Source organism: Cupriavidus basilensis (genome assembly GCF_008801925.2).
Lineage (GTDB): Bacteria > Pseudomonadota > Gammaproteobacteria > Burkholderiales > Burkholderiaceae > Cupriavidus > Cupriavidus basilensis.
In genome coordinates, this window is sequence record NZ_CP062803.1 from 554,373 (window position 1) to 579,619 (window position 25,247).

Here is a 25,247-nt window from a genome sequence, read left to right on the forward strand (position 1 = left end):
CGGCAAGGCCAGCGCAAGGGAATGTATGGGCAGACTAGTAGCGGTATCCAACCGCGTGGCCGATCCGCGCAACGTTGCCGCGGGCGGCCTCGCCGTGGCACTGGGCGAAGCGCTCAAGGCGACCGGCGGCATGTGGTTCGGCTGGAGCGGCAAGATCGTGGAAGCCGCGCAGGGCGGCACGCCGGGCGAGGGAGAGCTGCATATCCAGCAAGCCGGCAATGTCACGCTGGCCACGGTCGACCTGTGCCGCGAGGACCACGACGCGTACTACCAGGGCTACAGCAATGGCGTGTTGTGGCCGGTGTTCCACTATCGCATCGACCTGGCGGATTTCGACTCCGGTTATCTCAACATCTATCGCCGCGTCAACCAGCTCTTTGCACGCAAGCTTGCGCCGCTGCTGCGCCCGGACGATGTGATCTGGATCCACGACTATCACCTGATCCCGCTTGCGTCTGAGCTGCGCGCCATGGGCTGCGGCCAGCGCATGGGGTTTTTCCTGCATATCCCGTTGCCCCCGCCGCTGATCCTTGCCGCCATCCCACAGCACGAATGGCTGATGCGGGCGCTGTTCGCCTATGACCTGGTTGGCTTCCAGAGCCAGCTCGATCTCGAGCATTTCTCGCGCTACGTGCAAAGCGAAGCGCAGGCCGAGCCCATGGGCGAGTATCGCTTCCGGGCCTTCCACCGCACCGTGCGCGCGCAAGCGTTCCCGATCGGCATCGACGTCGACGAGTTCGCCGCGCTGGGCCAGTGCGAGGAATCGCGCGAGACATACGAGATGATGCGCGGTCAGTATTCGAGCCGCCGTCTGCTGCTAGGCATCGATCGCCTGGATTACTCCAAGGGGCTGCCGCAGCGGCTCAAGGCAGTCAGGACGCTGATGGCGCAGTATCCGGAGAACCGCCGCAGCGCCACGCTGATCCAGATTGCCGCGCCATCGCGCGAAACGGTAGATGCCTACGCGGATCTGCGGCGCGAGCTGGAAGGGCTGTCCGGGGCGATCAATGGCGAGTACGGCGAGCTGGACTGGATGCCGGTGCGCTATATCCATCGCACCACTGCACGGCGCCGTTTGCCGGGCCTTTGCCGCGCTTGCCGCGTGGCGCTGGTGACGCCGCTGCGCGATGGGATGAACCTGGTCGCGAAGGAGTTTGTTGCCGCGCAGGATCCGGACGATCCCGGGGTCCTGGTGCTATCGCGGTTTGCTGGAGCTGCCGAGCAGTTGCGCGAGGCGTTGCTGGTGAATCCATACGATATCAATGCCACCGCGCAGGCGATTCAGCAGGCCTTGCATATGCCGCTGGCGGAGCGGCAGTCCCGGCATCAGAAGTTGCTGGAGCGGATTCGGGCGCAGGATGTGCATTGGTGGAGGAGGGAGTATTTGAGGACTTTGGCGGAGACGGATGGGGGGTAAGGGGGGGTAGGGGGTAAGGGGGTAGGGGGGTAGGGGGGTATTGGGGTGTTTGCTGGCGGTGTTGGTTTTTGCATCCAAGGGCCGTACGACATCGCCCTTGCTTGCTTGGTCGCTGTTTATTTCATCGGCGATGGTTTTTGGACCCAAAAGCCATACGACATCCCCCTGCGGGGGCTGCCGGTCACTTTTCTTTGACCGGCAAAGAAAACTAACGAAAAGAAAGCCGCCCTGCCGGGGGCAGAGCAATCAGGCTGTTTTTGCCTCGGTGGTTTCGTCGTACGGCCCGGAGTGTTGGCTGGCGGATCCTACCGGCCCGAAGGACATCGCTACTGCATGACCCTATGGTCACGTGGTAGTGCCCCTGATCGCTTTGCTCGGTGCGCGTTCGGGCATCTGCCGTTCGCGGTGCTTAGCGCCACGATCCTGCCTGCCTCGGCGGTTTCGTGGTTTTGTCTCTGGCGGCCGGCGCCCGGGTATTTGATGCCCTGCCGTACCGGCGCGAGCGGCACCTTGCTTCACCCCCCTCTGGTTTCGTGGTGGGCACCGTGGCCCGTCCGCGAGGTCCGCGCTCGCACCCCCTCACCGCGCTCGTCCTCTGAGACAAAACCACGAAACCAGTAACGCCCGAAACGGCGCAGCACTTCGCCCCGCGAACGGCAGATGTGGGAATGGTCACCGCGCACGAGGTCAGGGGCCGCACGACGTAACCCATGGGTCATGTATGTGCGATGTCCTTTGGGCCGGTAGGATCCGCTAGCCAACACTCCGGGCCGTACGACGAGACCACCGAGGCAAAAACAGCCTGATTGCTCTGCCCCCGGCAGGGCGGCTTTCTTTTCGTTAGTTTTCTTTGCCGGTCAAAGAAAAGTGACCGGCAGCCCCCGCAGGGGGATGTCGTATGGCTTTTGGGTCCAAAAACCAACGCCGATGAAATAAACAGCGACCAACCCCGCAGGGAGATGTCGTCCGGCTCGTGGGCCCAAAAACCAACACCGCCAGCAAACACCCCAATACCCCCCAACCCCCTTACCCCCTACCCCCTATATCCCCCTCAACATCCACATCCCGAAACGCCCCCTCATCCTCAGTCAGAATCCTCATCACCGGCTGCGTCTTCAACAATTCCCGCGCGCCTTCATCCCCATCAAGCTTCAGCAGGGCATCCCGCCACGCGGACCCGAATCCGACCGGATGCCCACGCCGTCCGTCGCGCCACGGTGCGGCAATCGCGTCACGCGTCGTGATCGTCAACGCCACCGCGCGCACCAGCTCGGCCGGCAGCCACGGCATGTCGGCCAGCGCCACTACCCAGCCGCTGGCGCCGGGCGTGGCGGCCACCGCCGCAGCCAGCGCGGCGCCCATGCCGGCTTCGGCGGCTGCCGTCTCCAGGACCCGGCAGCCGGCAGCTTGCAATTCGGCTGCCAGCGCGGCATTGCCGGGGCGGATCACGGCTAGCGTGCCGGGCAGCACGGAGGCTAGCGTGCGGGCGCTGCGGGCGGCTACGGTGTGGCCGTCGGGCAGCGTGGCCAGGAGTTTGTTGCGCTGGCCGGCGGGGTCGAAGCGGCGGCCGTAGCCGGCTGCCAGCAGGATGCCGGTGGGGGGCTCGGCAGTGTGGATGGCGCCGTTGATGGGGCCCGTCAGCGGGGTGGTCACGGGGTGGGGCTGCAGGTGCTGCCTTCGTTGGCGGCCAGTTCGCGCGCGGCCTTGGCGCCTTCTACCTGGAGGATGTCGGGCAGCGAGACGTGGTTCTTGGCGGCGACGACTTCGGCCAGGATCGAGATGGCGATCTCGGGGGGCGTGCGGCTGCCGATGTAGATGCCGACCGGGCCGTGCAGCCGCGCGAGCTGCAGCTCGTTGAGGTCGAACTCCTTGAGCCGCTCGCGGCGCGCCTGGTTGTTGCGGCGCGAGCCGAGGGCGCCGACATAGAAGGCGCGCGTGCGCAGGGCTTCCATCAGGGCCAGGTCGTCGAGCTTGGGGTCGTGCGTGACGGCGATCACCGCGCAGCGCTCGTCGAGCTTCATGTCGGTCACGGTGTCGTCCGGCATGGTGCGCACCATGGTGACGCCGGGGATGTCCCAGGTCTCGGTGTATTCCTCGCGCGGGTCGCATACGGTGACCTGGAAGCCCAGGCCAACCGCGATCTGGCTCAGGTACTTCGAGAGCTGTCCCGCGCCAATCACCAGCATGCGGTAGCGCGGCCCGTGGATGGTGAGCAGGGTGGCGCCGTCGAAGGCAAGGCCGTCGGTGGCCGCGGCCGGGCCCAGGGTGGCGCGGCCTGTTGCCATGTCGAGCGTGCGGGCGACCAGCTTGCCGCTTTCCACGGCGGCCAGCAGTTCGTCCAGGTGGCTGTCGGCGCTGAGCGGCTCGGTCACCAGTTCGATGGTGCCGCCGCAGGGCAGGCCGAAGCGGTGCGCTTCCTCCGCGCTGATGCCGTACTTGACGGCCTCGGGGTGCGCGCCGGCAATGCCTTCGCGCCGTACCCGGTCGATGATGTCATCTTCGATGCAGCCGCCCGAGACCGAGCCGACCACCAGGCCGTCGTCGCGCACGGCCAGCATGGCGCCTTCCGGCCGGGGCGAGGAGCCCCAGGTTCTGACTACCGTCACCAAGAGCGTGCGATGGCCTTCGGCCTGCCACTTCACACTGCTTTTCAGGACTTCGAGATCCACGCTGTCCATGATCGTTTCCGCTTCGTTTCACCGTTTTGTTCATCGGGCGCGCTGCCTTCGCCGGCCGCCGCTCCGTCCTTGGCGACATTGTCATCCGTGCCTGGTTCGTCACCCTGCGCGCCGGACCCGCTCAACGCCGCCGTGAAGCGGTCGAAGAAGGTATCGGCCATCTTGCGCGCGGCGGCGTCGACCAGGCGCGAGCCGATCTGCGCGATCTTGCCGCCAACCTGGGCGTTGACCGTGTAGGTCAGCACCGTCGCGTCGCCTTCGGGGGCCAGCGTGACCGCCGCGGTGCCTTTGCCGAAACCGGCGACCCCGCCTTGTCCATCGAACTGGATGGTGTAGCTGTCGGGCGCCTGGATGTCCTGCAGGGCCATGCGCCCCTTGAAGCGCGCCTTGACCGGGCCCACCGCGGCGGTCAGCGCCACCAGGTAGGCGTTGTCGCCGTCAGGCTCGATGCTCTCACATCCCGGGATGCATTGCTTGAGCAGCGCCGTGTCGTTCAGGGCTTCCCAGGCGGTTTGCTGCGCTACCGGCAGTTGCCGCGTCTGTGTCATTTCCATGGTTGGGGCGTCTCCTTGGTGTCCTTCATGTTTTTAATGTCTGCGGGCTTCGGCGCCGCGGGGAACACGGGCATGGCCAGGGTCTCGCGCGCGGCCAGCAGGGATTCGAGCGCGAACAGGCTGTCCAGGTTGTGCGCCGAGCGCAGGGCGTCCACATGCGGCAGGATGGCTTGCACGCCACGTGCCTGCGGTACGAAGCCGGCATAGCGCAGCAGCGGGTTGAGCCAGACGATGCGATGGGCAAAGCGGCGCAAGCGTGCCATTTCGGCGTCTAGCAGGTCGATGTCTTCATGGTCGAGCCCGTCGGTGACCAGCAGCACCGTGGCGCGTCCGGACAGCGTGCGGCGCGCCCACTGGCGGTTGAAGGTGGCCAGCGCGGCACCGATGCGGGTGCCGCCGGCCCAGTCGCGCACCTGGCCCGTGATGGCGCCAACCGCTTCGTCCGGGTCGCGCTCGCGCAGCCAGCGTGTGATGTTGGTCAGCCGGGTGCCGAACAGGAACACGGACAGCCGCTCGCGCGATTGCATCAGCGCATGGCAAAAGTAAAGCACCGCGCGCGAATACTGGCTCATCGAGCCTGAGATATCGAGCAGCAGCACCAGCGGCGGGCGGCGCTCGGCGCGGCGGCGGTATTTCCAGCGCAGCCATTCGCCTTGCTGGCGCACCGCCAGCCGCGCGCTGGCGCGCAGGTCGGCGTGCGGCCCGCTGGCGGCGGCGCGCAGGCGGCGCGTGCGCTCGGTGGCCAGGCGCGCGTGGCGCGCGCGGATCATGTGCTGCAGCGCGCGCCATTCTTCCGCGCCAAGGGTTTCAAAGTCGCGTTGCGACAGGCGCTCCTGCGCGGAGAAGGTGAGCGGCGCGGTAAAGCGCTCGGCGTGGTCCTCGCCACGTCGGCCGGATTCGGGCGGGCGCTGGGCGGCGAGTGCGTCGGCCAGCCGGTTGTTGCGCGGCGGCGGCGGCGCGCCGGCATCCACGCGCGGCAGCAGCAGGGCGCGCAGCTTGCCCTCCCAGTCCGGGTCGCGCCAGAACAGGTCGAAGGCGGCATCGAACAGCAGGCGCTGATCGGGCCCGCTCACCATCAGGGCTGCCATGGCCGCACGCACTTCGTCGCGCCTGCCGATGTCCACGTACTGCAGCGCCAGCAGCGCATCCACAGCTTGCGCGGGCGACAGCGCAAAGCCGGCATCGCGCAGCAGCCGCACGAAATGCGTGACGTTGCGCGCCAGCATGGGCAGCGTGCCGGCGGGTGGCACGGCAGCCAGCGGCGCGTCCGGATGGAGCCGGGGCATGACTCAGGCTCCCGGCGCCCGGCTGGCGAGCAGCTCGGCCACGGTGGGGCCATCGACCCGGGCCAGGTCGTCCTGGTACTTGAGCAGCACGCCCAGCGTGTCGCGCACCGATTGCGGATCGAGCTCGCAGACGCCCAGCGCGGCCAGCGCGCGGCACCAGTCGATGGCCTCGGCGATGCCGGGCGACTTGAACAGGTCGATGCCGCGCAGCCGGTGGATGAAGTCGATGGCCTGGTGCTGCAGGGCGGCGGCGGCCTCGGGGGCGCGCGCGGCCACGATCTGCAGTTCGCGCTCGCGCTGGGGATAGCCCATCCATTGGTACAGGCAGCGGCGCTTGAGCGCGTCATGCACCTCGCGGGTCCGGTTGGAGGTGACGATGATGAGCGGCGGCTGCTCGGCCCGGATCACGCCGATCTCGGGGATCGATACCTGGAACTCCGACAGCACCTCCAGCAGGAAGGCTTCGAAGGGTTCGTCGGCGCGGTCGATCTCGTCGATCAGCAGCACGCGCGGGATGCCGGGCGCGGCCGGGTCGGGCAGCAGGGATTCCAGCAAGGGGCGCTTGAGCAGGAAATCGTCGTGATACAGCGATTGCGTGTCGGGCCGCTCGCCGCGCGCTTCGGCCAGGCGCAGCGCCATGATCTGGCGCGGGTAATCCCATTCGTACAGCGCGCTGGAGGCATCGAGCCCCTCGTAGCATTGCAGGCGCAGCAAGCGCGTGCCGAGGGCGTCGGCCATGGCCCGTGCCAGTGCGGTCTTGCCCACGCCAGGCTCGCCTTCGAGGAAGAGTGGGCGCTGCATGCGCAGTGCCAGGTACAGCACGGTGGCGGTTTCGCGATCGGCGAAGTACTGCTGTGCCTCCAGCAGGGCAGCGGTTTGATCGATGGACTGGGGAAGCATGGGGGCTAGCCGGTTGGCTCCCCTCTCCCACCACGTGGGAGAGGGGCTGGGGGAGAGGGCGGGCGTGAGCTCGAAGTGAGCACGCCCGGCTTGGCGAGTGCCGGCGCTTTCGCTCCGGCTTTCTCCCCTATCCCTTCAACGCCTGCTCCACCGCGCGCGCCGCCAGCACCGGGATCAGGTGCGCGCGGTACTCGGCGGATGCATGCAAGTCGGTGTTCAGCTTGCTGGCATCCACCACCACCGCGCGTGCTGCCGCCGGCGTGAAGCTGGCTGCCAGCGCCTGCTCCAGCGGTGCGCAGCGGAACACGCTGTCGGCCGCGCCGGTGACCGCGACCCGCACGACCTTGCCGAACTGCGCCACCATCACGCCCACCAGCGCGAAGCGCGATGCCGGGTTGCGAAACTTGATGTAGGCAGCCTTGTCCGGCGTGGGGAAGCGCACGGCGGTGATCAGCTCATCGGGTTCCAGCGCGGTTTCGTAGAGGCTCTTGAAAAAGCTATCGGCGGCGATGTTGCGGCGGTCGGTGACCACCGTGGCGTTGAGCGCGAGCACGGCCGCCGGGTAGCAGGCGGCCGGATCGTCGTTGGCCAGCGAGCCGCCCAGTGTGCCCATCGCACGCACCTGGCGATCGCCGATGCCGTCGGCCAGCGCAGCCAGCGCGGGAATGCGCTTGCGCACGTCGGCGTTGGCCGCCACGTCGGCATGGCGTGCCGCCGCGCCGATCACCAGCTCATCGTTCTCGACACGGATATCCGCCATGCCGGGAATGCGGGCTACGTCGATCAGCGCGGATGGCGCGGCCAGGCGTAGCTTCATCGCGGCCAGCAGGCTCTGGCCGCCGCCGAGGTACTTGGCGTCCGGGTCCGCCTTGAGTTTGTCCACGGCCGCCTTGGTATCGGCGGCGCGTTCGAAATTGAATGCGTACATGATGTGCCTCCGATCTCAGTTAGGGGCCTGCGCGTGGCGGATGGCCTGCCACACACGGTGCGGCGTGGCGGGCATCTGGATGTCGTGCACGCCAAGCGGCGAGAGCGCATCCACCAGCGCGTTGATGAAGGCCGGTGGCGAGCCGATCGCGCCGGCCTCGCCGCAGCCTTTCACGCCCAGCGGGTTATGCGTGCAGGGCGTGCCCTTGGCGGTTTCCACCGTGAAATCCGGCAGGTCGCCGGCGCGCGGCATGGCGTAGTCCATGTAGGAGCCCGTCAGCAACTGGCCGCTGTCGTCGTCGTACACGCACTGTTCCAGCATGGCTTGGCCGAGGCCCTGGCCGATGCCGCCGTGCACCTGGCCTTCGACGATCATCGGGTTGATGATGTTGCCGAAATCGTCCACCGCGGTGAACTTGATCACCTTGCTTTCGCCGGTGTCCGGATCGACTTCCACCTCGCAGATGTAGGCGCCCGACGGATAGGTGAAGTTGGTCGGGTCGTAGAAGGCGTTTTCGTTCAGGCCCGGTTCCAGCTTGTCGAGCGGGTAGTTGTGCGGCACGTAGGCGGTGAGCGCCACCTCGCCGAAGGTCTTGCTGCGGTCGGTGCCGGCCACGCTGAACGTGCCGTTCTTGAACTCGATGTCGGCGTCCGAGGCCTCCAGCAAGTGGGCCGCGATCTTCTTGGCCTTGGCTTCGATCTTGTCGAGCGCCTTCATGATGGCCGAGCCGCCTACCGACAGCGAGCGCGAGCCATAGGTGCCCATGCCGAACGGCACGCGGCCGGTGTCGCCGTGCACCACTTCCACGGCATCCAGGGCAATGCCAAGCCGGTCCGCCACGATCTGCGCGAAGGTGGTTTCATGCCCCTGGCCGTGGCTGTGCGAGCCGGTGAACACGGTCACGGTGCCGGTCGGGTGGACACGGATCTCGCCGACTTCGAACAGTCCCGCACGCGCGCCCAGCGCGCCGGCGATATTCGACGGCGCCAGCCCGCATGCCTCGATATAGCAGGAGTAGCCCAGGCCGCGCAGCTTGCCGCGCTGCTTCGCTTCTTCACGACGCGCGGGAAAGCCTTTGACGTCGGCGAGTTCCTGCGCGCGTGCCAGGCACGGCTCGTAGTCGCCGGTGTCATAGGTCAGGCCGACCGGGGTGGCGTAGGGGAAGTCGTGGATGAAGTTCTTGCGGCGGATTTCCGCCGGGTCCATCTTCATTTCGCGCGCAGCGGCTTCCACCAGCCGCTCCACCACATAGGTGGCCTCCGGGCGGCCCGCGCCGCGGTAAGCGTCCACCGGCGCGGTGTTGGTGAACACGGCGCGCACTTCGGCATAGATCGCCGGCGTGGTGTACTGCCCGGCCAGCAGCGTGGCGTACAGGATGGTCGGCACGCTCGACGCGAAGGTCGACAGGTAGGCGCCCATATTGGCGGTGGTGTGCACCCGCATGGCCAGGAACTTGCCATCGGCGTCCATCGCCAGCTCGGCCTTGGTGACGTGGTCGCGGCCGTGCGCATCGGTCAGGAAGGACTCCGAGCGTTCGGCGGTCCACTTGATCGGGCGCTTGATCTTCTTCGAGGCCCAGGTCAGCGCCACGTCTTCCGCGTACAGGAAGATCTTGGAGCCGAAGCCGCCGCCCACATCCGGCGCGATGATGCGCAGGCGCGACTCCGGCAGGCCAAGCACGAAGGCGCCCATCAGCAGGCGCTCCACGTGGGGATTCTGGTTCGATACATAGACCGTGTAGCTGTCGTCCTGCCGGGTGTAGCTGGCATTGACGGCACGCGGCTCGATGGCGTTGGGGATCAGCCGGTTGTTGACGATCTCCAATGTGGTCACGTGGGCGGCCTTGGCAAAGGCGGCGTCGGTGGCGGCGCGGTCGCCGTGGCCCCAGACATAGCTGGTGTTCTCGGGCACATCGTCGTGCACCAGCGAGGTGGCCGAGGCAGCGTGGGCGGTGCTCACCACGGCGGGCAGCTCATCGTATTGCACGTCGATCCTCTCGGCGGCGTCCTTGGCTTGCTGCAGCGTTTCGGCGATCACCAGCGCGACCTGGTCGCCCACGTGGCGGGCCTTGCCCTGCGCCAGCACGGGGTGCGGCGGCTCCTTCATCGGGCTGCCGTCGATGCTGTGGATCAGCCAGCCGCAGGGCAGGCCGCCGACCTTGTCGGCCGCCACGTCGTCGCCGGTGAAGACGGCGACCACGCCGGGCGAGGCGAGGGCTTCGGTCTTGTCGATGGAGACGATGCGGGCGTGCGCGTGCGGCGAGCGCAGGAAGTAGCCGTAGCTTTGCTGCGGCAGCACGATGTCGTCGGTGTACTGGCCGTTGCCGGTGAGAAAGCGGTAGTCTTCCTTGCGCTTGACCGAGGCGCCGATCAGGTGCTGGTTGTGCTGGCTGTCAGGTGCGTTCATGGCGGTCCCCTTATTCAGCGCTGACGCCATGCATCGCGGACTGGCCTTGCTGCACCGCGCGCACGATGTTGTGATAGCCGGTACAGCGGCACAGGTTGCCGTCGAGCTGCTCGCGGATGGCGGTGGCGTCGGCATTGGGCTGCTGCTTGACCAGCGCGATGGCGCTCATCACCATGCCGGGCGTGCAGAAGCCGCACTGCAGGCCGTGGCAGTTGCGGAAGGCTTCCTGCATGGGGTGGAGCTGGCCCTCCGGGGCGAGCCCTTCGATGGTGGTGATGCTGGCGCCATCCGCCTGCAGCGCCAGCATGTTGCACGACTTGACCGCGCGGCCGTCCATGTGCACGGTGCAGGCGCCGCACTGGGCGGTGTCGCAGCCGACATGGGTGCCGGTCAGGCGGAGTTGTTCGCGCAGGAACTGGACGAGAAGGGTGTGGGGTTCTACCTGTGCGTCGACGGCGCGGCCGTTGACGGTCAGGCGGATAGGAATCGCCATGCTTGTCTCCATGTGGGTGGACACGTGCACGACCAATCCCTGAATCCCGAAAAAACTGCGCGGGACTGGCCACGACGCGTTACTGCCGTTTGTTGGGTACGGCTATTTCGTGATGTTGGTACTGCGGTGATGCGGTGCTGCCGGTCAATGCCTGACGTTGGCCTGGCAATGGCCTGACAATGCCGTGCCGCGAACGTTTGGCTGCGACATGCTCTAACAGTTAATCACAAATCTCCGGCGCATGCCATGCGGGTTGCCCCTTCGCCACCTGGCGCTGCCGGAGGTCGCGGACGGCGTCGGGCGCGGGCGAGCAGGATGGCGCTGCTAGAATGGCCCGCCGTCCGGCCGCCACACCGCATTCACCTCGCTCCGGCACCAAAGCGCACTATATGGAAGGCTTCATCGACTGGCTGTTCGAAACCGTTGCCCTGCCCAAGGTGGGCTTGCCGGCTATCTTCGTGATCAGCCTGGTGTCCGCCACCTTGCTGCCCCTGGGCTCGGAGCCAGCGGTCTTCGCGTATATCAAGCTCAATCCACATCTGTTCTGGCCGGCCATCGTCGTCGCCACGCTCGGCAATACCGCGGGCGGCGCCATCGACTGGTGGCTTGGCTACGCGGCCAAGCTGGCCGTGGTGCGCTTTCGCAAGCGGCGCCAGTTGCGCGCGCACGAGGAAGAGCACGCCGAGCACCGCCGCCATCCCCGCCAGCCGCGCAAACCGTCGCTGGATGCACGCTACTTCCGGTGGATGCGCCGGCTGGGGCCGCCGACCCTGCTGGTATCGTGGTTGCCCGGGATTGGTGATCCTTTGTGTACTTTGGCGGGCTGGCTCCGGTTGCCGTTCTGGCCGAGCCTGGTTTACATGGCGATTGGCAAGTTTCTGCGCTACCTTGCCATGACGATTGCCCTGCTCTGGATCCCGGATAGTTTCTGGCACGGCATCGCCGCCAGCCTCAAAAGCCTGTTCTAGCTAGCGCCTCTCGCGGCACGGCAGGGTAAGGCAACCCTTGCCCAAGCAAGGTTCTGCCATGTTGCGGTGCGGCGAAAGCAGGCCTTGAAGTACAATTGCCCTTTAAAGACGATCCGGCGCACCGTCTCCGTGCGCTACAGGAAGCGGTCCCCTCCCCATGAACGCCCCACTCGTGCTCGATGCCAAACTCGCCGCGCAGGATGCGCCCGCGCGCCTGCGAGAGATCCCTTATAACTACACGTCATTCTCGGATCGCGAGATTGTCATCAGGCTGCTAGGCGAAGAAGCCTGGCGTATCCTGGCCGAGCTGCGCGGCGAACGCCGCACCGGCCGCTCCGCCCGCATGCTGTACGAAGTGCTGGGCGACATCTGGGTGGTGCGCCGCAATCCCTACCTGCAGGACGACCTGCTGGAGAACCCCAAGCGCCGTCAGATGCTGATTACGGCACTTCATCACCGGCTCTCCGAGGTGGAAAAGCGCCGTGCCGCCGACCGTGCCGAGCACGCCGAGCCGGCCGCCGAGGACCGCTCCCACCGGGTCGAGCAGCTGGTCAGCTTTGCCAAGCAGGCCATCGAGGACTTCAAGCAGGAGTTCGCGGATGCCTATGACCTGCGCAAGCGCACCCAGCGTGTGCTGGGCCGCATCACGCAGAAGGACAACATCAAGTTCGACGGCCTGTCCCGCGTCTCGCATGTGACCGACGCGACCGACTGGCGCGTGGAATATCCCTTCGTGGTCCTCACCCCGGACACCGAGGAAGAGATCGCAGGCATGGTCAAGGGCTGCTTCGAGCTGGGCCTGACCATCATCCCGCGCGGAGGCGGCACCGGCTATACCGGCGGCGCCGTGCCGCTGACGCCGATGAGCGCGGTCATCAACACCGAGAAGCTGGAACAACTCGGGCCGGTCGAGCAGACCGACCTGCCGGGCGTGTCGCACAAAGTCGGCACCATCTTCTCCGGCGCTGGCGTGGTGACGCGCCGCGTGGCGGATGCGGCGGACAAGGCCGGGCTGGTGTTCGCGGTCGACCCGACCTCGATCGACGCCTCCTGCATCGGTGGCAACGTGGCCATGAACGCCGGCGGCAAGAAGGCCGTGCTGTGGGGCACCGCGCTGGACAACCTGGCCTGGTGGCGCATGGTGGACCCGGAAGGCAACTGGCTGGAAGTCACGCGCCTGGACCACAACCTGGGCAAGATCCATGACGTGGCGGTCGCCACCTTCGAGCTCAAGTGGTCGGACGGCAACCGCGCGCCCGGCGAAAAGCCGCTGCGCACGGAAACCCTGGCCATCGAAGGGCGCAAGTTCCGCAAGGAAGGCCTGGGCAAGGACGTCACCGACAAGTTCCTGGCGGGCCTGCCCGGCATCCAGAAGGAAGGCTGCGACGGCATCATCACCAGCGCGCGCTGGATCCTGCACCGCATGCCGGCGCATGTGCGCACCGTCTGCCTGGAGTTCTTCGGCCAGGCGCGCGACGCCATTCCGAGCATCGTGGAAATCAAGGATTACCTCGACGCCGAATCGCGCACCCCCGGCGGCGCCATCCTGGCCGGCCTGGAGCACCTGGACGAGCGCTACCTGCGCGCGGTGGGATATGCCACCAAGAGCAAGCGCAACGCCTTCCCCAAGATGGTGCTGATCGGCGACATCGTCGGCGACGACCAGGACGCGGTCGCCCGCGCCACCTCGGAAGTCATCCGCATGGCCAACGGCAAGAGCGGCGAAGGCTTCGTCGCGGTCAGCCCGGAAGCCCGCAAGAAGTTCTGGCTGGACCGCTCGCGCACCGCTGCCATCGCCAAGCACACCAACGCCTTCAAGATCAATGAAGACGTGGTGATCCCGCTGCCGCGCATGGGCGAGTACACCGATGGCATCGAGCGCATCAATATCGAGCTGTCGATCAAGAACAAGCTCCAGCTGACCGATGCGCTGGAAGCCTTCTTCGCGCGCGGAAACCTGCCGCTGGGCCGCAGCGACGATGCCAACGAGATCCCCAGCGCCGAACTGCTGGAAGACCGCGTGCAGCACGCGCTGCAGCTGCTGCGCGAGATCCGCTCGCGCTGGACCTACCTGCAGGACCACCTGGATACGCCGCTGGCCACCGCGCGCGCGTCGCTGATCGGCCATGGCCTGGGCCTGCTCGGCCAGGCTTTCGAGGCGCGCCTCGAGCAGCAGCCGGATGCCACCGTGTTCCACCTGCTGCAGGACCGCACCATCCGCGTGTCCTGGAAGAGCGAAGTGCGCGCCGAGCTGCGCAATATCTTCAACGGCGGCGAGTTCAAGCCCATCCTCGACGAAGCGCAGAAGATCCACAAGCAGGTGCTGCGCGGGCGCGTCTTCGTGGCGCTGCACATGCACGCCGGCGACGGCAACGTGCACACCAATATCCCGGTCAACTCGGATGACTACGACATGCTGCAGGACGCCCACCGCGCGGTGGCCCGCATCATGGCGCTGGCGCGCTCGCTGGACGGCGTGATTTCCGGCGAGCACGGCATCGGCATCACCAAGCTGGAGTTCCTGACCGAGGACGAGATCGGCGAATTCCGCGAGTACAAGCAGCGCGTGGATCCGCAGGGCCGCTTCAATAAGGGCAAGCTGTTGCCCGGCGCTGACCTGCGCAATGCCTATACGCCGTCGTTCGGGCTGATGGGGCATGAGTCCATCATCATGCAGCAGAGCGATATCGGCGCCATTGCCGACAGCGTCAAGGACTGCCTGCGCTGCGGCAAGTGCAAGCCGGTGTGCGCCACCCACGTGCCGCGCGCCAACCTGCTGTACAGCCCGCGCAACAAGATCCTGGCGACCTCGCTGCTGGTGGAGGCCTTCCTGTACGAGGAGCAGACCCGCCGCGGCATCTCGATCAAGCACTGGGACGAGTTCTCCGACGTGGCCGACCATTGCACGGTCTGCCACAAGTGCGTGACGCCGTGCCCGGTCAAGATCGACTTCGGCGACGTGTCGATGAACATGCGCAACCTGCTGCGCAAGATGGGGCAGAAGAAGTTCAATCCCGGCACCGCCGCGTCGATGTTCTTCCTCAACGCCACCAACCCGCAGACCATCAACATGACCCGCAAGGTCATGATCGACTGGGGCTACAAGGCGCAGCGCCTGGGCAACGACGTGCTCAAGAAGTTCGCCAGGAAGCAGACCGCGCATCCGCCCGCCACGGTGGGCCGCGCGCCGGTGCAGGAGCAGGTGATCCACTTCATCAACAAGAAGATGCCGGGCAACCTGCCCAAGAAGACCGCGCGCGCACTGCTGGACATCGAAGACAACGAGATCGTGCCGATCATCCGCGACCCGAAGCGGACTTCGCCCGAGACCGAGGCGGTGTTCTACTTCCCGGGCTGCGGCTCGGAGCGGCTGTTCTCGCAGGTGGGCCTCGCCACGCAAGCCATGCTGTGGCATGTGGGCGTGCAGACCGTGCTGCCGCCGGGCTACCTGTGCTGCGGCTATCCGCAGCGCGGCAACGGCCAGTTCGACAAGGCCGAGAAGATGGTCACCGACAACCGGGTGTTGTTCCACCGGGTTGCCAACACGCTCAACTACCTCGATATCAAGACCGTGGTGGTGAGCTGCGGGACCTGCTACGACCAGCTTGCCGGGTATGAGTTCGACAAGATCTTCCCGGGCTGCCGCATCATCGACATCCACGAATACCTGCTGGAGAAGGGCGTCAAGCTGGAGGGCGTGACCGGTACGCGCTATATGTACCACGACCCCTGCCACACCCCGATCAAGACCATGGACCCGACCAAGCTCGTCAACGAGCTGATGGGCGGCAATGAAGGCGGCGGCAAGATCGAGAAGAACGAGCGTTGCTGCGGCGAGTCCGGCACGCTGGCGGTGTCGCGCCCCGACGTCTCCACCCAGATCCGCTTCCGCAAGGAAGAGGAAATGACCAAGGGCGCGGACAAGTTGCGCACCGACGGCTTCGTGGGCGACGTCAAGATCCTGACCAGCTGCCCGTCCTGCCTGCAGGGTTTGTCGCGCTACAAGGAAGACGCCACGGTCACGGCGGACTACATCGTGGTGGAGATGGCCAAGCACCTGCTGGGCGAGAACTGGATGCCGGACTACGTGGCCAAGGCCAACTCGGGCGGCATCGAGCGGGTGCTGGTGTGATGGGGGAGGCGAGGGCGGTGCCACTGGTTTTCTCCCTTCTCCCGCTTGCGGGAGAGAGGGGAGCCAACCCTGGGTACTTGACTGACGCCCTCGGAGTCCCGGGAGCGCCCGCATGAACCTCGTCCCCAACTGCCCGCTGTGCGAGACCGACGGCGGCGAGCTGGTCTGGCGTGGCGAGCGCGCCCGGGTCATCCTGGTCGAGCATGCGCGCTTTCCCGGCTTCTGCCGGGTGGTATGGAATGGCCACGTTGCCGAGCAGACCGACCTGCCCGAGGACGACCAGGCCTGGCTGATGCGGCTGGTGGCGCGGGTGGAGCGCGCGGTGCGCGAGACCATGGTGCCCGACAAGGTCAACCTGGCCGCCTTCGGCAATATGGTGCCGCACCTGCACTGGCATATCATTCCACGTTACCGCTGGGATACCCATTTTCCCGAAGCCGTCTGGGCGGCTGTGCAGCGCGAGCCTGATGCCGAGCGCCTGGCCGGCCTTGCGCAGCGCCTGCCGGCGTTACGCGCGGCCCTGGCGAAACTGGACGAAGCAGGCTGACGCCTGGCGTAGCCGTACCCGGGCCGTGCTGGCGTTGCCGTCGGTTTTTTTGAATTTCCGGAACCAGCCGGGCAGCGCCGTCTTCTAACACCCGTTGTCTTCATTCCCACAAGAGCGGGGCCGGTGGATCTGCCATGGCCCGCTTGCGCGAAAGGTGCCATGTCCACACCGACTTCCGTTACCGTTCCAGGCCCGGCCGTGCCGGCCCGTGCCCTCAAGATCCAGAGCCGCCTGCGGGTGGCCGAGACGTGGGACCTGATCAAGCCTTACTGGAAATCCGAGGACCGCAAGGCCGGCCTCGGGCTGCTGGCCTTCGTGGTCGCGCTCAATCTCGGCATCGTCTATATCAATGTGCTGCTCAACGAATGGAACCGCGTGTTCTACAACGCGCTGGAGCAGCATGACTACACCTCCTTCAAGGCGCTGCTGATCCGGTTCTCCTGGATCGCCGGCTTCTTTATCGTGGCGGCCATATCCCGGCAGTACTACACCATGATGCTGCAGATGCGCTGGCGTACCTGGATGACCGACCGCTTCATGGACCACTGGCTCAGCCACCAGGCCTACTACCGCATCGAACAGACGCACGCCACGGACAATCCCGACCAGCGGCTTGCGGACGACCTGCGCTCGTTTACCGATGGCGCGCTGTCTCTTTCGCTCGGGCTGCTCAATTCGGTGGTGACGCTGGTGTCTTTCGTCGGCATCCTGTGGGCTGTTTCCGGGCCGATCAGCTTCATGCTGGGCGGCACCGAGATCACGATTCCCGGCTATATGGTGTGGTTCGCGGTGGGCTATGCCGTGATCGGCTCGCTGATTGCCCACGTGGTGGGCCGGCCGCTGATCGGCTTGAGTTTCCAGCAAGAGCAGTACGAGGCGGATTTCCGTTTCATGCTGGTGCGCTTGCGCGAGAACAGCGAGCCGGTGGCGCTTTACCGGGGCGAGCCTACCGAACAGGCGGGCCTGCGCTCGCGTTTTGACCGCATTCGCGCCAACTGGAAACAGTTGATGCGCTATACGCGTCGCCTGACCTTTGTCAGTTCCGGCTACGGCCAGTTCGCCATCATCTTTCCGCTGCTCGTGGCCGCGCCACGCTACTTCGCCGGCAAGATGACGCTGGGTGGGCTGATGCAGGTGAGCCAGGCCTTCGGCCAGGTGCAAGGTGCGCTGTCGTGGTTCGTCGACAACTATTCCACGCTGGTTGGCTGGAAGGCCGCGGCCAACCGGCTGATCGACTTCCGCGACGCCATCCGCGTGGCGGAGCGCCAGGACCAGGAGCACACCGGCGTGCGCGACATCGAGGTGGTCCAGGCTGGCGCCGGTACCGATTCCGGCGGTATCCGCATCGACACCCTCGCGCTGGCGCTGCCGGTGCGCACCGGCAACGGCGGCGAGATCCAGCAGCGGCCGCTGGTGGCGCCGTTCTCGCTGCGGATCGCGCCCGGCGATCGCTGGCTGGTCAGCGGCCCCTCGGGTTGCGGCAAGAGCGTGCTGTTCCGCGCGCTGGCCGGGATCTGGCCCTACGGCAGCGGCACGGTTGCCATGCCCGGCGCGGCTCGCATGCTGTTCCTGCCGCAGCGCAGCTACCTGCCGATCGGTTCGCTGGCCGATGCGCTGGCTTATCCCGACGCCGGCACCGTGCATAGCCGTGAAGCCTTGCAGCAGGTGCTGCGCGAAGCCCGGCTCGGCGCCCTGGCCGAGCAGCTCGACGTGTTCGACAACTGGTCGCTGCGGCTGTCGCCGGGCGAGCAGCAACGCCTGGCCTTTGCGCGCGCCCTGCTGCAAAAGCCCGATTACCTGTTCCTGGACGAGGCCACCAGCGCGCTCGACGAGGAAACCGAAAGCGCGATGTACCGTCTGATGGTGGACTCCCTGCCCGGCGCGGCGATCATCAGCATCGCCCACCGCAGCACGGTTGCTGCCTTCCATGGCAAGCGCCTGCGCTATGTCGCGGCCGACGGGGCGCACTGGGAGGCGGAGCACGATGGGCAAGGTGAGGCGGCTGCGGTAAGCTATCGGGTCGTACACGAAGCGTAAAGGCCGGTGTGGCCGCAACCTGCGGCTCGCACACAGCCGCACGCCACCCATCATGGCAGGCCTAGAAAAAGATACTCCCCATCCCACCGCTCTTACCGTGCACACCCAGTCGCGCGTGCTGGAGGTGGGTTTTGACAACGGTTCCAGCTTCCGGCTGCCGTTCGAATACCTGAGGGTGAACTCCCCCTCGGCCGAGGTGCAGGGCCACGGCCCGGGCCAGGAAGTGCTGCAGACCGGCAAGCGCGACGTCACCATCGCCGCGGTGGAGCCGGTCGGCAACTACGCCATCCTGATCCGGTTTTCCGACGGCCACGATACCGGCATCTATTCCTGGGAACTGCTTTACCGCCTGGGCGCCCAGCAGGACGCCATCTGGCAGTCCTACCTGGAGCGGCTGGAAGCGGCCGGCGTCGATCGCGACACCCCCATGGTGGCCCCCGGCGGCCATGCCTGCGGCAGCCATTGAGATTGCGTGCCCCCGCGGGCCATTACTGAGTTCTGGAGCGAGTTATGAGCGAGACCCACTTCGGGTTCGAGAAGGTCAAGGAAGAAGAGAAGGCCGGCAAGGTAGCCGAAGTCTTCCATTCGGTGGCCAATAAGTACGACGTCATGAACGACCTGATGTCCGGCGGCATGCACCGGCTGTGGAAGATGTTCACCATCGCCCAGGCCGGCGTGCGGCCCGGCTTCAAGGTGCTCGACATCGCCGGCGGCACCGGCGACCTGGCCAAGGCCTTCGCACGCCAGGCCGGGCCCACCGGCGAGGTCTGGCTGACCGACATCAATGAGTCGATGCTGCGGGTTGGGCGCGACCGCTTGTTGAATAAAGGCATCGTCATCCCCACCTGTCTCTGTGATGCCGAGCGGATTCCGTTCCCGGACAACCACTTCGACCTGGTCACTGTGTCCTTCGGGCTGCGCAACATGACGCACAAGGAGGTGGCGCTGTCAGAGATGCGCCGGGTGATCAAGCCGGGCGGCAAAGTCATGGTGCTGGAGTTCTCCAAGGTGTGGAAGCCGCTGGAAAAGGCCTACGACATGTATTCGCTGAAGTTCCTGCCGTGGCTGGGGCAGCGCGTGGTACAGGATTCCGATAGCTATCGCTATCTGGCCGAATCGATCAGAATGCATCCAGACCAGGCTTCACTTGTACGTCTTATGGAACATGCGGGCCTGGAGAATGTCGAATACTTCAACCTGACAGCGGGAGTGGTGGCACTCCACGTCGGGCGAAAGTACTAGACTGATATAGGCTCAAAGAAAAATGAGCGAACTTAACAGGGGAAGCACTGATATGTCGCTATTTCGCGCAAAATTTATGGCAGGTGTGCTGATTGGCACGCTTGCCCTCGGCATGGCGCTCGACGCCAATGCCAAACGCCTCGGCGGGTCGCGCAGCATCGGCAAGCAATCGTCCGGCGTGACGCAACGCCAGCAGGCACCGGCACAGCAATCGCCGAACCAGACGCCCGCGCAGCAGGCACCGGCCCAGCAAGCCGCGCCCGCAGCAGCAGGCGCCGGTGCAGCCGCTGCTGCCGCGCCCAAGCGTAACTGGGGTGGCATGCTCGGCGGCATCGCCGCCGGCCTGGGCATTGGCTGGCTGCTGTCGCACTTCGGCCTGGGCGGCGCCGCCATGGGCTTCCTGTCCAACCTGATCCTGATCGCCCTGGTGGCATTCGCCGCAATCTGGCTGATCCGCAAGTTCCGCGGCGGCGCCAAGGCGCCGCAGCAACCGGCCTATGCCGGTGCGGCAGCCGGTGCCGGCAGCGGCTCGGGTAACGGATTTGGTGGCAGCAACGAACCGGTCTTGCGTCAACAAGTGCCGGTTGGCGCACCCAATCCGGTGATGCCCGCACCCGGTTCCGTCGCCTCGACGCAGTCCGCCGCACCGGTGATGGCTGGCGCCGCCGTTGGTGCAGCGGCAGGCGCGGCACAGCCCTGGGGCGTGCCGGCCGATTTCGACACCGACGCCTTCCTGCGCAACGCCAAGATCTACTACGTCCGCCTCCAGGCAGCCTGGGACGCCGGCAATCTCGAGGACATCCGCGAGTTCACCACGCCGGAAATGTTCGCCGAGATCAAGATGGACCTGTCCGAACGCGGCGCCGAGGTCAACAAGACCGACGTGGTCACGCTGGAAGCGGAACTGCTCGGCATCGAAGACAGCCCGGCCCAGCATCTGGCCAGCGTGCGCTTCTCCGGCATGATCCGCGAAAAGGCCGGCGATCCGGCACAGCCTTTCGCTGAAGTCTGGAACCTGGCCAAGCCGGTAAGCGGCCCTGGCGGCTGGCTGCTGGCAGGGATCCAGCAAACTTCCTGAGTGCAGGGAGTGCCTCGCCGGCAGGTTCAAGGCCGGCAGGTGGCATAGAATGGAGGCCCACGTGAAAACGTGGGCTTTTTTTGTTTGTGGGGTTTGGGGGGATTCTGTTGTTTGACTTGGAAGTTGAAGTCAAAGTCAAAGGCGGTTTCACCCCCCTGCGGGGGGCGACCTACTTTCTTGTCTCGCCAAGAAAGTAGGTCGCCCCATACGGGCTAGGCACACCTCCACGGCTCGCTTCGCATCGCGGGACGGTGTTTGCCGCCCCACGGGCGGAAAACACGGCTACAACCTGCAAGGTTTGAGTCGACTATTGATTTGTGGTGGTCTAATTTGCTCCCCTGTCCCGCTTGCGGGGGGGAGAGGGCAGGCCTTTGCAAGAGCCGGTCCACCAAAGTAACGATTGGTAGCCGTGTGGCCCGCCCGCAGGGCGGGCCACACCCCAGCGCGATGCGAAGCGAGCCGTGGAGGTGTGCCAAGGCCGTATGGGGCGCCTCGGGATCCGGCGAAAAGAGCGGAAAAGAGGGACCCATGTTTGAGTATCGCCTTAAGGCGATGCGAGTTTGGGTCCCGGCCGCTCTTTTCGCCGGATCCCGAGGGGGTGTCGCCCCATCCGGCGCGCCTTTTTTGCCTACTTTTTTGGCAAGACAAAAAAGTAGGTCGCCGCCCCGCAGGGGCGGTGAAACTGCAGTTGCCTTTGACGTTAAGCACGTTGAAGTCCCGTTGATGTTGATTTTGACTTTAGAACCGACCAACCCACTCCCCTGAAAGGCCCGCCCCCAGCCCCACCCAATCATGACCACCCTCCCCACCCCCCTGGCCACCCCTCCGATCACCGCCCTGAACCACCTGCTGGAACAGGAGCCTTGGGCAACCACCATGCTCCAGCCCTTCGCCGGCCGCATCATCCGCTTTGATGCGGCCGCGTTCACGCTCGCATTGAAGGTGACGGAGCAGGGCCTGACGGCGCTGGCCCCGGTGGATGAAACCCCGGCGGTTACGCTGACCGTGCCGCTGCAGCAGTGGCCGCTGGTGGCCTCGGACGTGGCGGGCGGTGGCCAGGCGGCGGCGATGAAGCATGTGCGCATCGAGGGCGATGCCGAACTCGCCAACACGGTCTCCACGCTGGCCCGCAACCTGCGCTGGGATGCGGCCGAGGACCTGTCGCGCGCATTGCGCGGCATCCTGGGCGGCCCGGTGAGCGACAGCGTGGCGCAACGGGTGGTGGATGGCGTGCAGCAGGTGCATGCCCAGGCCACGCGGGTGGGCCGCGCGCTGGTCGATAACGTGACCGAGTATTTGCTCGACGAGCAGCCGACCCTGGTGCGCCACGCGGCGCTCGACGAGTTCGGCGCCGGTGTGAGCGCGCTGCGCGACGACCTCGCCCGGCTGGAAAAGCGGCTGGAAAAGCTGGAGCAGCGCGCCCGCTCCGAGCGTGGAACTGGTACGCTGCCGTCCGCCCATCGCTGATCGCCCGCGGCTTGCCGCCGCCAGAGCCCTGCCCAATTGCGCATTCACGGCTTATCCAATGCCAGACCGGCCAAGCAGCACGGCCTCAACACTGAAGAACCTGCATGACCCGCTTCCTGCGCCTTTGCAAGATCGTTTTCGTCATCCTCTACTACGGCCTCGACGAGCTCGTGCTGTCTGGCTTCAAGAGCCGCCGCATCCGTTTCCTGGTGCGTGTCATTACCATTGGCCGCAAGCTCGACATGCCCCGTGGCGAACGCCTGCGCCTGGCGTTGACGCGCCTGGGCCCGATATTCGTCAAGTTTGGCCAGGTGCTCTCCACCCGGCGCGACCTGATGCCCGAGGACATCGCCGACGAGCTCGCCAAGCTGCAGGACCAGGTGCCGCCGTTCGATTCCGTCGTGGCGGTCAAGATCATCGAGCGCTCGCTGGGCCGGAAACTGGAGACGCTGTTCGAGAGCTTCGACCACAAGCCGGTGGCCAGCGCGTCCATTGCCCAGGTTCATTTCGCCATCCTGAAGGGCGGCCCCAACCACGGCCGCGAAGTTGCGGTGAAGGTCCTGCGCCCGGGCATGCTGCCGGTCATCGACAGCGACCTGGCCCTGATGCGGGACCTGGCTGCCTGGCTTGAGCGTTTCTGGGCTGACGGCAAGCGCCTGAAGCCGCGCGAGGTCGTCGCCGAGTTCGACAAATACCTGCACGACGAGCTCGACCTGATGATCGAGGCCGCCAACGCCAGCCAGCTGCGCCGCAACTTTGCCGACACCAAGCTGCTGCTGGTGCCCGAGGTGTTCTGGGACTGGTGCAGCAGCGAGGTCTTCGTGATGGAGCGCATGCACGGGATCCCCATCTCGCGCACCGAGTCGCTCAGGGCGGCTGGCGTCGACATGCACCTGCTGGCGGAGGAGGGCGTGGAGATCTTCTTCACGCAGGTGTTCCGCGACGGGTTCTTCCATGCCGACATGCACCCGGGCAACATCCTGGTGTCGGTGGCGCCGCAGAGTTTTGGGCGCTATATCGCGCTGGACTTCGGCATCGTCGGCGCGCTGTCCGAGTTCGACAAGAACTACCTGGCGCAGAACTTCATCGCCTTCTTCCGCCGCGACTACCATCGTGTGGCGTTGCTGCACGTGGAGTCGGGCTGGGTGCCGGCCCATACGCGGGTGGAGGAACTGGAGAGCGCGGTACGGGCGTGCTGCGAGCCCTATTTCGACAAGCCGCTCAAGGAGATCTCGCTGGGCATGGTGCTGATGCGCCTGTTCCAGACCTCGCGCCGCTTCAATGTCGAGATCCAGCCGCAACTGGTCCTGTTGCAGAAGACCTTGCTCAATATCGAAGGGCTGGGGCGCCAGCTCGATCCGGACCTGGACCTGTGGAAGACCGCCAAGCCCTTCCTCGAGAAATGGATGCACGAGCAGGTCGGCTGGAAGGGTGCCTGGGAGCGCATCCAGGTGGAGGCCCCGCAATGGGCCAAGATGCTGCCTGACTTCCCGCGCCTGGCGCACCAGTTCCTCGAGCGCCGCGCATTGGTCGACAATGGCCAGCAGGAGAAGCTGCTCGCCGCCCTGGTCGCCGAGCAGCGCCGCACCAACCGCCTGGTCGGCACCGCCTTGTTGCTGGTTGGCGGATTCGTCGCCGGGGTGGTGCTGACCGAGTTGCTGGCCTGGGTTGGCTACTGGTAGCGCACGGGATCGTGCCCCGAATCGCCTGGGTGGCGAGTGCAAGGTCGATGAAATGCAATGCAGTGGAGAGTGGAGGCTAGCTTGACCAAATCCGATAACGCGCCGAACAAGGCCGCAGCCCCGCCAGCCTTCGCCACGCGTAACGCGGGGGATCCGGCTTTCTGGGATGAGCGCTTCGAGAAGGGCTTCATGCCCTGGGACCTGGGCGGCGTGCCGGCCGATTTCGAGGCCTTCGCCAGCGCGATGGCGCCGTGCCCAACGCTAATCCCTGGCTGTGGCAACGGCTGGGAAGCGGGGTGGCTCCATGCGCGCGGCTGGACGGTGACCGCTATTGATTTCTCACCCGAGGCCGTGGCCAGCGCGCGCCGCGCGCTGGGGCCGGGCGGGGCCGTCGTGCAGGAGGCGGATTTCTTTGCCTTCGTGCCCGAGCCTGCCTGCCAGTGGATCTACGAGCGGGCCTTCCTTTGCGCCTTGCCGCCAGCCATGCGGGCCGGCTACGCTGCTCGCGTGGCGCAACTGCTGCCGCCGGGCGGCCTGCTGGCCGGCTACTTCTTCCTGGACGAGACGCGCGGCGGGCCGCCTTTCGCCATTCCCGAGGCAGAACTGCGCGCGCTGCTTGCGCCGGCCTTCGAGCTGGTGGAGGCGCGGGCCGCCACTGGCTCGCTGCCGGTATTTGCCGGCCGCGAGCAGTGGCAGGTCTGGCGCCGCAGGGCTTAGATCCCAGGATTCAGCCGCAGGCGCCAGCCTTTGCTTCAGCCGCGCACGCGAGCGTTGTGCTTGTCGTGGTAGATCGCCCGGCTGTCGCGGTTTTCGGCGCGCTGGATGCCACGCTGCTCGCCCGCGCTGACATGGCCGTTGGCGCCGGCACGCGCTTCGCGCCGATCCACGTGGGCCTGGCCGCGCTCGAGGCTGCCGGCCTCGCGGTTGGTGAGCGAGCCGTTGGCCACGCCGTTCTTGATGCGCTGCTCTTGGTTGATATTGCGCTGCACGTCGGCCTGCATGCGCTGCGACGAGGCGCTGGCGGGGTTGCCGGTGATGCCGTTATGCGTGTCATGCGCGATGTCGCGGCTCACGTTGTTCTCGGCACGCTGGATCGACGCCTGCTCGCGCGGCGAGACCGAGCCGTTGGCCAGGGCGTGCGCTTCCATGTGGTCCACGCGTGCGGTCTGCTTTTCCAGGCTGGCGGCTTCGCGCGTGCTCAGGGTGCCGGATTTCAGGCCGTTCTCGATGCGCTGTTCCTGGTTGACGTTGCGCTGCACATCCTGCGAGACCGCCGCGGTCTGGGCGCTGGCCAGGCCGGCGCCGAGCAGGCCTGCGGCAATCATCAGGGTCTTGAGCATCTTGGTTTGGCGGTTCGACATGGTGTTCTCCTTTTCCTCGTTGGGCCGTGTGCGGCAGCGTGGCTCGTGGGCGCGGCGCCCGATGTTGCTGC

Annotated in this window: 20 protein-coding genes; 11 read left to right on the top strand and 9 right to left on the bottom strand. The window is 66.3% G+C overall.

The window, feature by feature from the left end; genetic code table 11:
* The first annotated feature begins 25 nt into the window (after positions 1 to 25).
* Complete coding sequence (locus F7R26_RS02460; RefSeq protein ID WP_150992929.1) at positions 26 to 1,417, top strand: alpha,alpha-trehalose-phosphate synthase (UDP-forming); 1,392 nt, start codon at positions 26 to 28, stop codon at positions 1,415 to 1,417.
* A gap of 1,026 nt (positions 1,418 to 2,443) precedes the next feature.
* Here F7R26_RS02460 and F7R26_RS02465 read toward each other — a convergent pair.
* The 8 genes from F7R26_RS02465 to F7R26_RS02500 form a co-directional block, all read right to left on the bottom strand.
* A complete protein-coding gene (locus F7R26_RS02465) occupies positions 2,444 to 3,070 on the bottom strand; it encodes a nucleotidyltransferase family protein (protein ID WP_241754406.1) in 627 nt (208 codons plus the stop codon).
* Entirely contained in the window at positions 3,067 to 4,095 is a 1,029-nt protein-coding gene (locus tag F7R26_RS02470; RefSeq protein WP_150992931.1) for an XdhC family protein, read from the bottom strand. The genes F7R26_RS02465 and F7R26_RS02470 overlap by 4 nt, the downstream gene beginning before the upstream one ends.
* A complete protein-coding gene (locus tag F7R26_RS02475; protein ID WP_150992933.1) occupies positions 4,068 to 4,649 on the bottom strand; it encodes a CoxG family protein in 582 nt (193 codons plus the stop codon). The genes F7R26_RS02470 and F7R26_RS02475 overlap by 28 nt, the downstream gene beginning before the upstream one ends.
* Positions 4,640 to 5,935: a vWA domain-containing protein gene (locus F7R26_RS02480; RefSeq protein WP_193692117.1), complete on the bottom strand. Its 1,296-nt coding sequence runs from the start codon at positions 5,933 to 5,935 to the stop codon at positions 4,640 to 4,642. The genes F7R26_RS02475 and F7R26_RS02480 overlap by 10 nt, the downstream gene beginning before the upstream one ends.
* A gap of 3 nt (positions 5,936 to 5,938) precedes the next feature.
* Positions 5,939 to 6,835: an AAA family ATPase gene (locus tag F7R26_RS02485; RefSeq protein ID WP_150987835.1), complete on the bottom strand. Its 897-nt coding sequence runs from the start codon at positions 6,833 to 6,835 to the stop codon at positions 5,939 to 5,941.
* 127 nt (positions 6,836 to 6,962) lie between these two features.
* Positions 6,963 to 7,763 carry an FAD binding domain-containing protein gene (locus F7R26_RS02490; protein ID WP_150987838.1) on the bottom strand — a complete coding sequence of 267 codons (801 nt, stop codon included), beginning with the start codon at positions 7,761 to 7,763 and terminating at the stop codon, positions 6,963 to 6,965.
* A 15-nt stretch (positions 7,764 to 7,778) separates the two neighbouring features.
* Positions 7,779 to 10,169, bottom strand: coding sequence for a xanthine dehydrogenase family protein molybdopterin-binding subunit (locus F7R26_RS02495; protein ID WP_150987841.1), 2,391 nt, complete (start codon positions 10,167 to 10,169; stop codon positions 7,779 to 7,781).
* 10 nt (positions 10,170 to 10,179) lie between these two features.
* Positions 10,180 to 10,662 carry a (2Fe-2S)-binding protein gene (locus F7R26_RS02500; protein WP_150987844.1) on the bottom strand — a complete coding sequence of 161 codons (483 nt, stop codon included), beginning with the start codon at positions 10,660 to 10,662 and terminating at the stop codon, positions 10,180 to 10,182.
* A gap of 389 nt (positions 10,663 to 11,051) precedes the next feature.
* On the opposite strand from F7R26_RS02500, the gene F7R26_RS02505 reads away from it, so the two are divergent.
* The 10 genes from F7R26_RS02505 to F7R26_RS02550 all read left to right on the top strand — a co-directional run bounded on the left by F7R26_RS02505 (position 11,052) and on the right by F7R26_RS02550 (position 24,532).
* Positions 11,052 to 11,630: a YqaA family protein gene (locus F7R26_RS02505; protein WP_150987846.1), complete on the top strand. Its 579-nt coding sequence runs from the start codon at positions 11,052 to 11,054 to the stop codon at positions 11,628 to 11,630.
* Between the two features lie 157 nt (positions 11,631 to 11,787).
* Positions 11,788 to 15,762, top strand: coding sequence for a DUF3683 domain-containing protein (locus F7R26_RS02510; RefSeq protein WP_150987849.1), 3,975 nt, complete (start codon positions 11,788 to 11,790; stop codon positions 15,760 to 15,762).
* 112 nt (positions 15,763 to 15,874) lie between these two features.
* Positions 15,875 to 16,309, top strand: coding sequence for an HIT family protein (locus F7R26_RS02515; RefSeq protein ID WP_150987851.1), 435 nt, complete (start codon positions 15,875 to 15,877; stop codon positions 16,307 to 16,309).
* A gap of 159 nt (positions 16,310 to 16,468) precedes the next feature.
* A complete protein-coding gene (locus F7R26_RS02520) occupies positions 16,469 to 18,346 on the top strand; it encodes an ABC transporter ATP-binding protein/permease (protein WP_150987854.1) in 1,878 nt (625 codons plus the stop codon).
* A gap of 52 nt (positions 18,347 to 18,398) precedes the next feature.
* Complete coding sequence (locus F7R26_RS02525) at positions 18,399 to 18,812, top strand: gamma-butyrobetaine hydroxylase family protein (RefSeq protein ID WP_150987857.1); 414 nt, start codon at positions 18,399 to 18,401, stop codon at positions 18,810 to 18,812.
* A 44-nt stretch (positions 18,813 to 18,856) separates the two neighbouring features.
* Positions 18,857 to 19,588 (top strand): bifunctional demethylmenaquinone methyltransferase/2-methoxy-6-polyprenyl-1,4-benzoquinol methylase UbiE, encoded by a 732-nt coding sequence (ubiE, locus tag F7R26_RS02530; RefSeq protein ID WP_150987860.1) that lies wholly within the window; start codon positions 18,857 to 18,859, stop codon positions 19,586 to 19,588.
* A gap of 52 nt (positions 19,589 to 19,640) precedes the next feature.
* Entirely contained in the window at positions 19,641 to 20,666 is a 1,026-nt protein-coding gene (locus F7R26_RS02535) for a Tim44 domain-containing protein (RefSeq protein WP_193692118.1), read from the top strand.
* 792 nt (positions 20,667 to 21,458) lie between these two features.
* Positions 21,459 to 22,133, top strand: coding sequence for a ubiquinone biosynthesis accessory factor UbiJ (locus tag F7R26_RS02540; RefSeq protein ID WP_150987866.1), 675 nt, complete (start codon positions 21,459 to 21,461; stop codon positions 22,131 to 22,133).
* Positions 22,134 to 22,237: 104 nt separating this feature from the next.
* The gene (gene ubiB, locus F7R26_RS02545) at positions 22,238 to 23,815 is read left to right on the top strand and encodes a ubiquinone biosynthesis regulatory protein kinase UbiB (protein ID WP_150987869.1); all 1,578 of its coding nucleotides are present in this window, start codon (positions 22,238 to 22,240) and stop codon (positions 23,813 to 23,815) included.
* 57 nt (positions 23,816 to 23,872) lie between these two features.
* The gene (locus F7R26_RS02550) at positions 23,873 to 24,532 is read left to right on the top strand and encodes a methyltransferase domain-containing protein (RefSeq protein WP_170301928.1); all 660 of its coding nucleotides are present in this window, start codon (positions 23,873 to 23,875) and stop codon (positions 24,530 to 24,532) included.
* 35 nt (positions 24,533 to 24,567) lie between these two features.
* Here F7R26_RS02550 and F7R26_RS02555 read toward each other — a convergent pair whose 3' ends face one another.
* Entirely contained in the window at positions 24,568 to 25,176 is a 609-nt protein-coding gene (locus F7R26_RS02555) for a hypothetical protein (RefSeq protein WP_150987875.1), read from the bottom strand.
* Positions 25,177 to 25,247 lie beyond the last annotated feature (71 nt).

Bases quoted from the DNA above. Each gene is read 5' to 3' on its own strand.
- F7R26_RS02460 (WP_150992929.1), top strand. From the start codon at position 26: ATGGGCAGACTAGTAGCGGTATCCAACCGCGTGGCCGATCCGCGCAAC.
- F7R26_RS02470 (WP_150992931.1), bottom strand. From the start codon at position 4,095: ATGGACAGCGTGGATCTCGAAGTCCTGAAAAGCAGTGTGAAGTGGCAG.
- F7R26_RS02475 (WP_150992933.1), bottom strand. From the start codon at position 4,649: ATGGAAATGACACAGACGCGGCAACTGCCGGTAGCGCAGCAAACCGCC.
- F7R26_RS02480 (WP_193692117.1), bottom strand. From the start codon at position 5,935: ATGCCCCGGCTCCATCCGGACGCGCCGCTGGCTGCCGTGCCACCCGCC.
- F7R26_RS02485 (WP_150987835.1), bottom strand. From the start codon at position 6,835: ATGCTTCCCCAGTCCATCGATCAAACCGCTGCCCTGCTGGAGGCACAG.
- F7R26_RS02490 (WP_150987838.1), bottom strand. From the start codon at position 7,763: ATGTACGCATTCAATTTCGAACGCGCCGCCGATACCAAGGCGGCCGTG.
- F7R26_RS02495 (WP_150987841.1), bottom strand. From the start codon at position 10,169: ATGAACGCACCTGACAGCCAGCACAACCAGCACCTGATCGGCGCCTCG.
- F7R26_RS02500 (WP_150987844.1), bottom strand. From the start codon at position 10,662: ATGGCGATTCCTATCCGCCTGACCGTCAACGGCCGCGCCGTCGACGCA.
- F7R26_RS02505 (WP_150987846.1), top strand. From the start codon at position 11,052: ATGGAAGGCTTCATCGACTGGCTGTTCGAAACCGTTGCCCTGCCCAAG.
- F7R26_RS02510 (WP_150987849.1), top strand. From the start codon at position 11,788: ATGAACGCCCCACTCGTGCTCGATGCCAAACTCGCCGCGCAGGATGCG.
- F7R26_RS02515 (WP_150987851.1), top strand. From the start codon at position 15,875: ATGAACCTCGTCCCCAACTGCCCGCTGTGCGAGACCGACGGCGGCGAG.
- F7R26_RS02520 (WP_150987854.1), top strand. From the start codon at position 16,469: ATGTCCACACCGACTTCCGTTACCGTTCCAGGCCCGGCCGTGCCGGCC.
- F7R26_RS02525 (WP_150987857.1), top strand. From the start codon at position 18,399: ATGGCAGGCCTAGAAAAAGATACTCCCCATCCCACCGCTCTTACCGTG.
- ubiE (WP_150987860.1), top strand. From the start codon at position 18,857: ATGAGCGAGACCCACTTCGGGTTCGAGAAGGTCAAGGAAGAAGAGAAG.
- F7R26_RS02535 (WP_193692118.1), top strand. From the start codon at position 19,641: ATGTCGCTATTTCGCGCAAAATTTATGGCAGGTGTGCTGATTGGCACG.
- F7R26_RS02540 (WP_150987866.1), top strand. From the start codon at position 21,459: ATGACCACCCTCCCCACCCCCCTGGCCACCCCTCCGATCACCGCCCTG.
- ubiB (WP_150987869.1), top strand. From the start codon at position 22,238: ATGACCCGCTTCCTGCGCCTTTGCAAGATCGTTTTCGTCATCCTCTAC.
- F7R26_RS02550 (WP_170301928.1), top strand. From the start codon at position 23,873: ATGCAGTGGAGAGTGGAGGCTAGCTTGACCAAATCCGATAACGCGCCG.
- F7R26_RS02555 (WP_150987875.1), bottom strand. From the start codon at position 25,176: ATGTCGAACCGCCAAACCAAGATGCTCAAGACCCTGATGATTGCCGCA.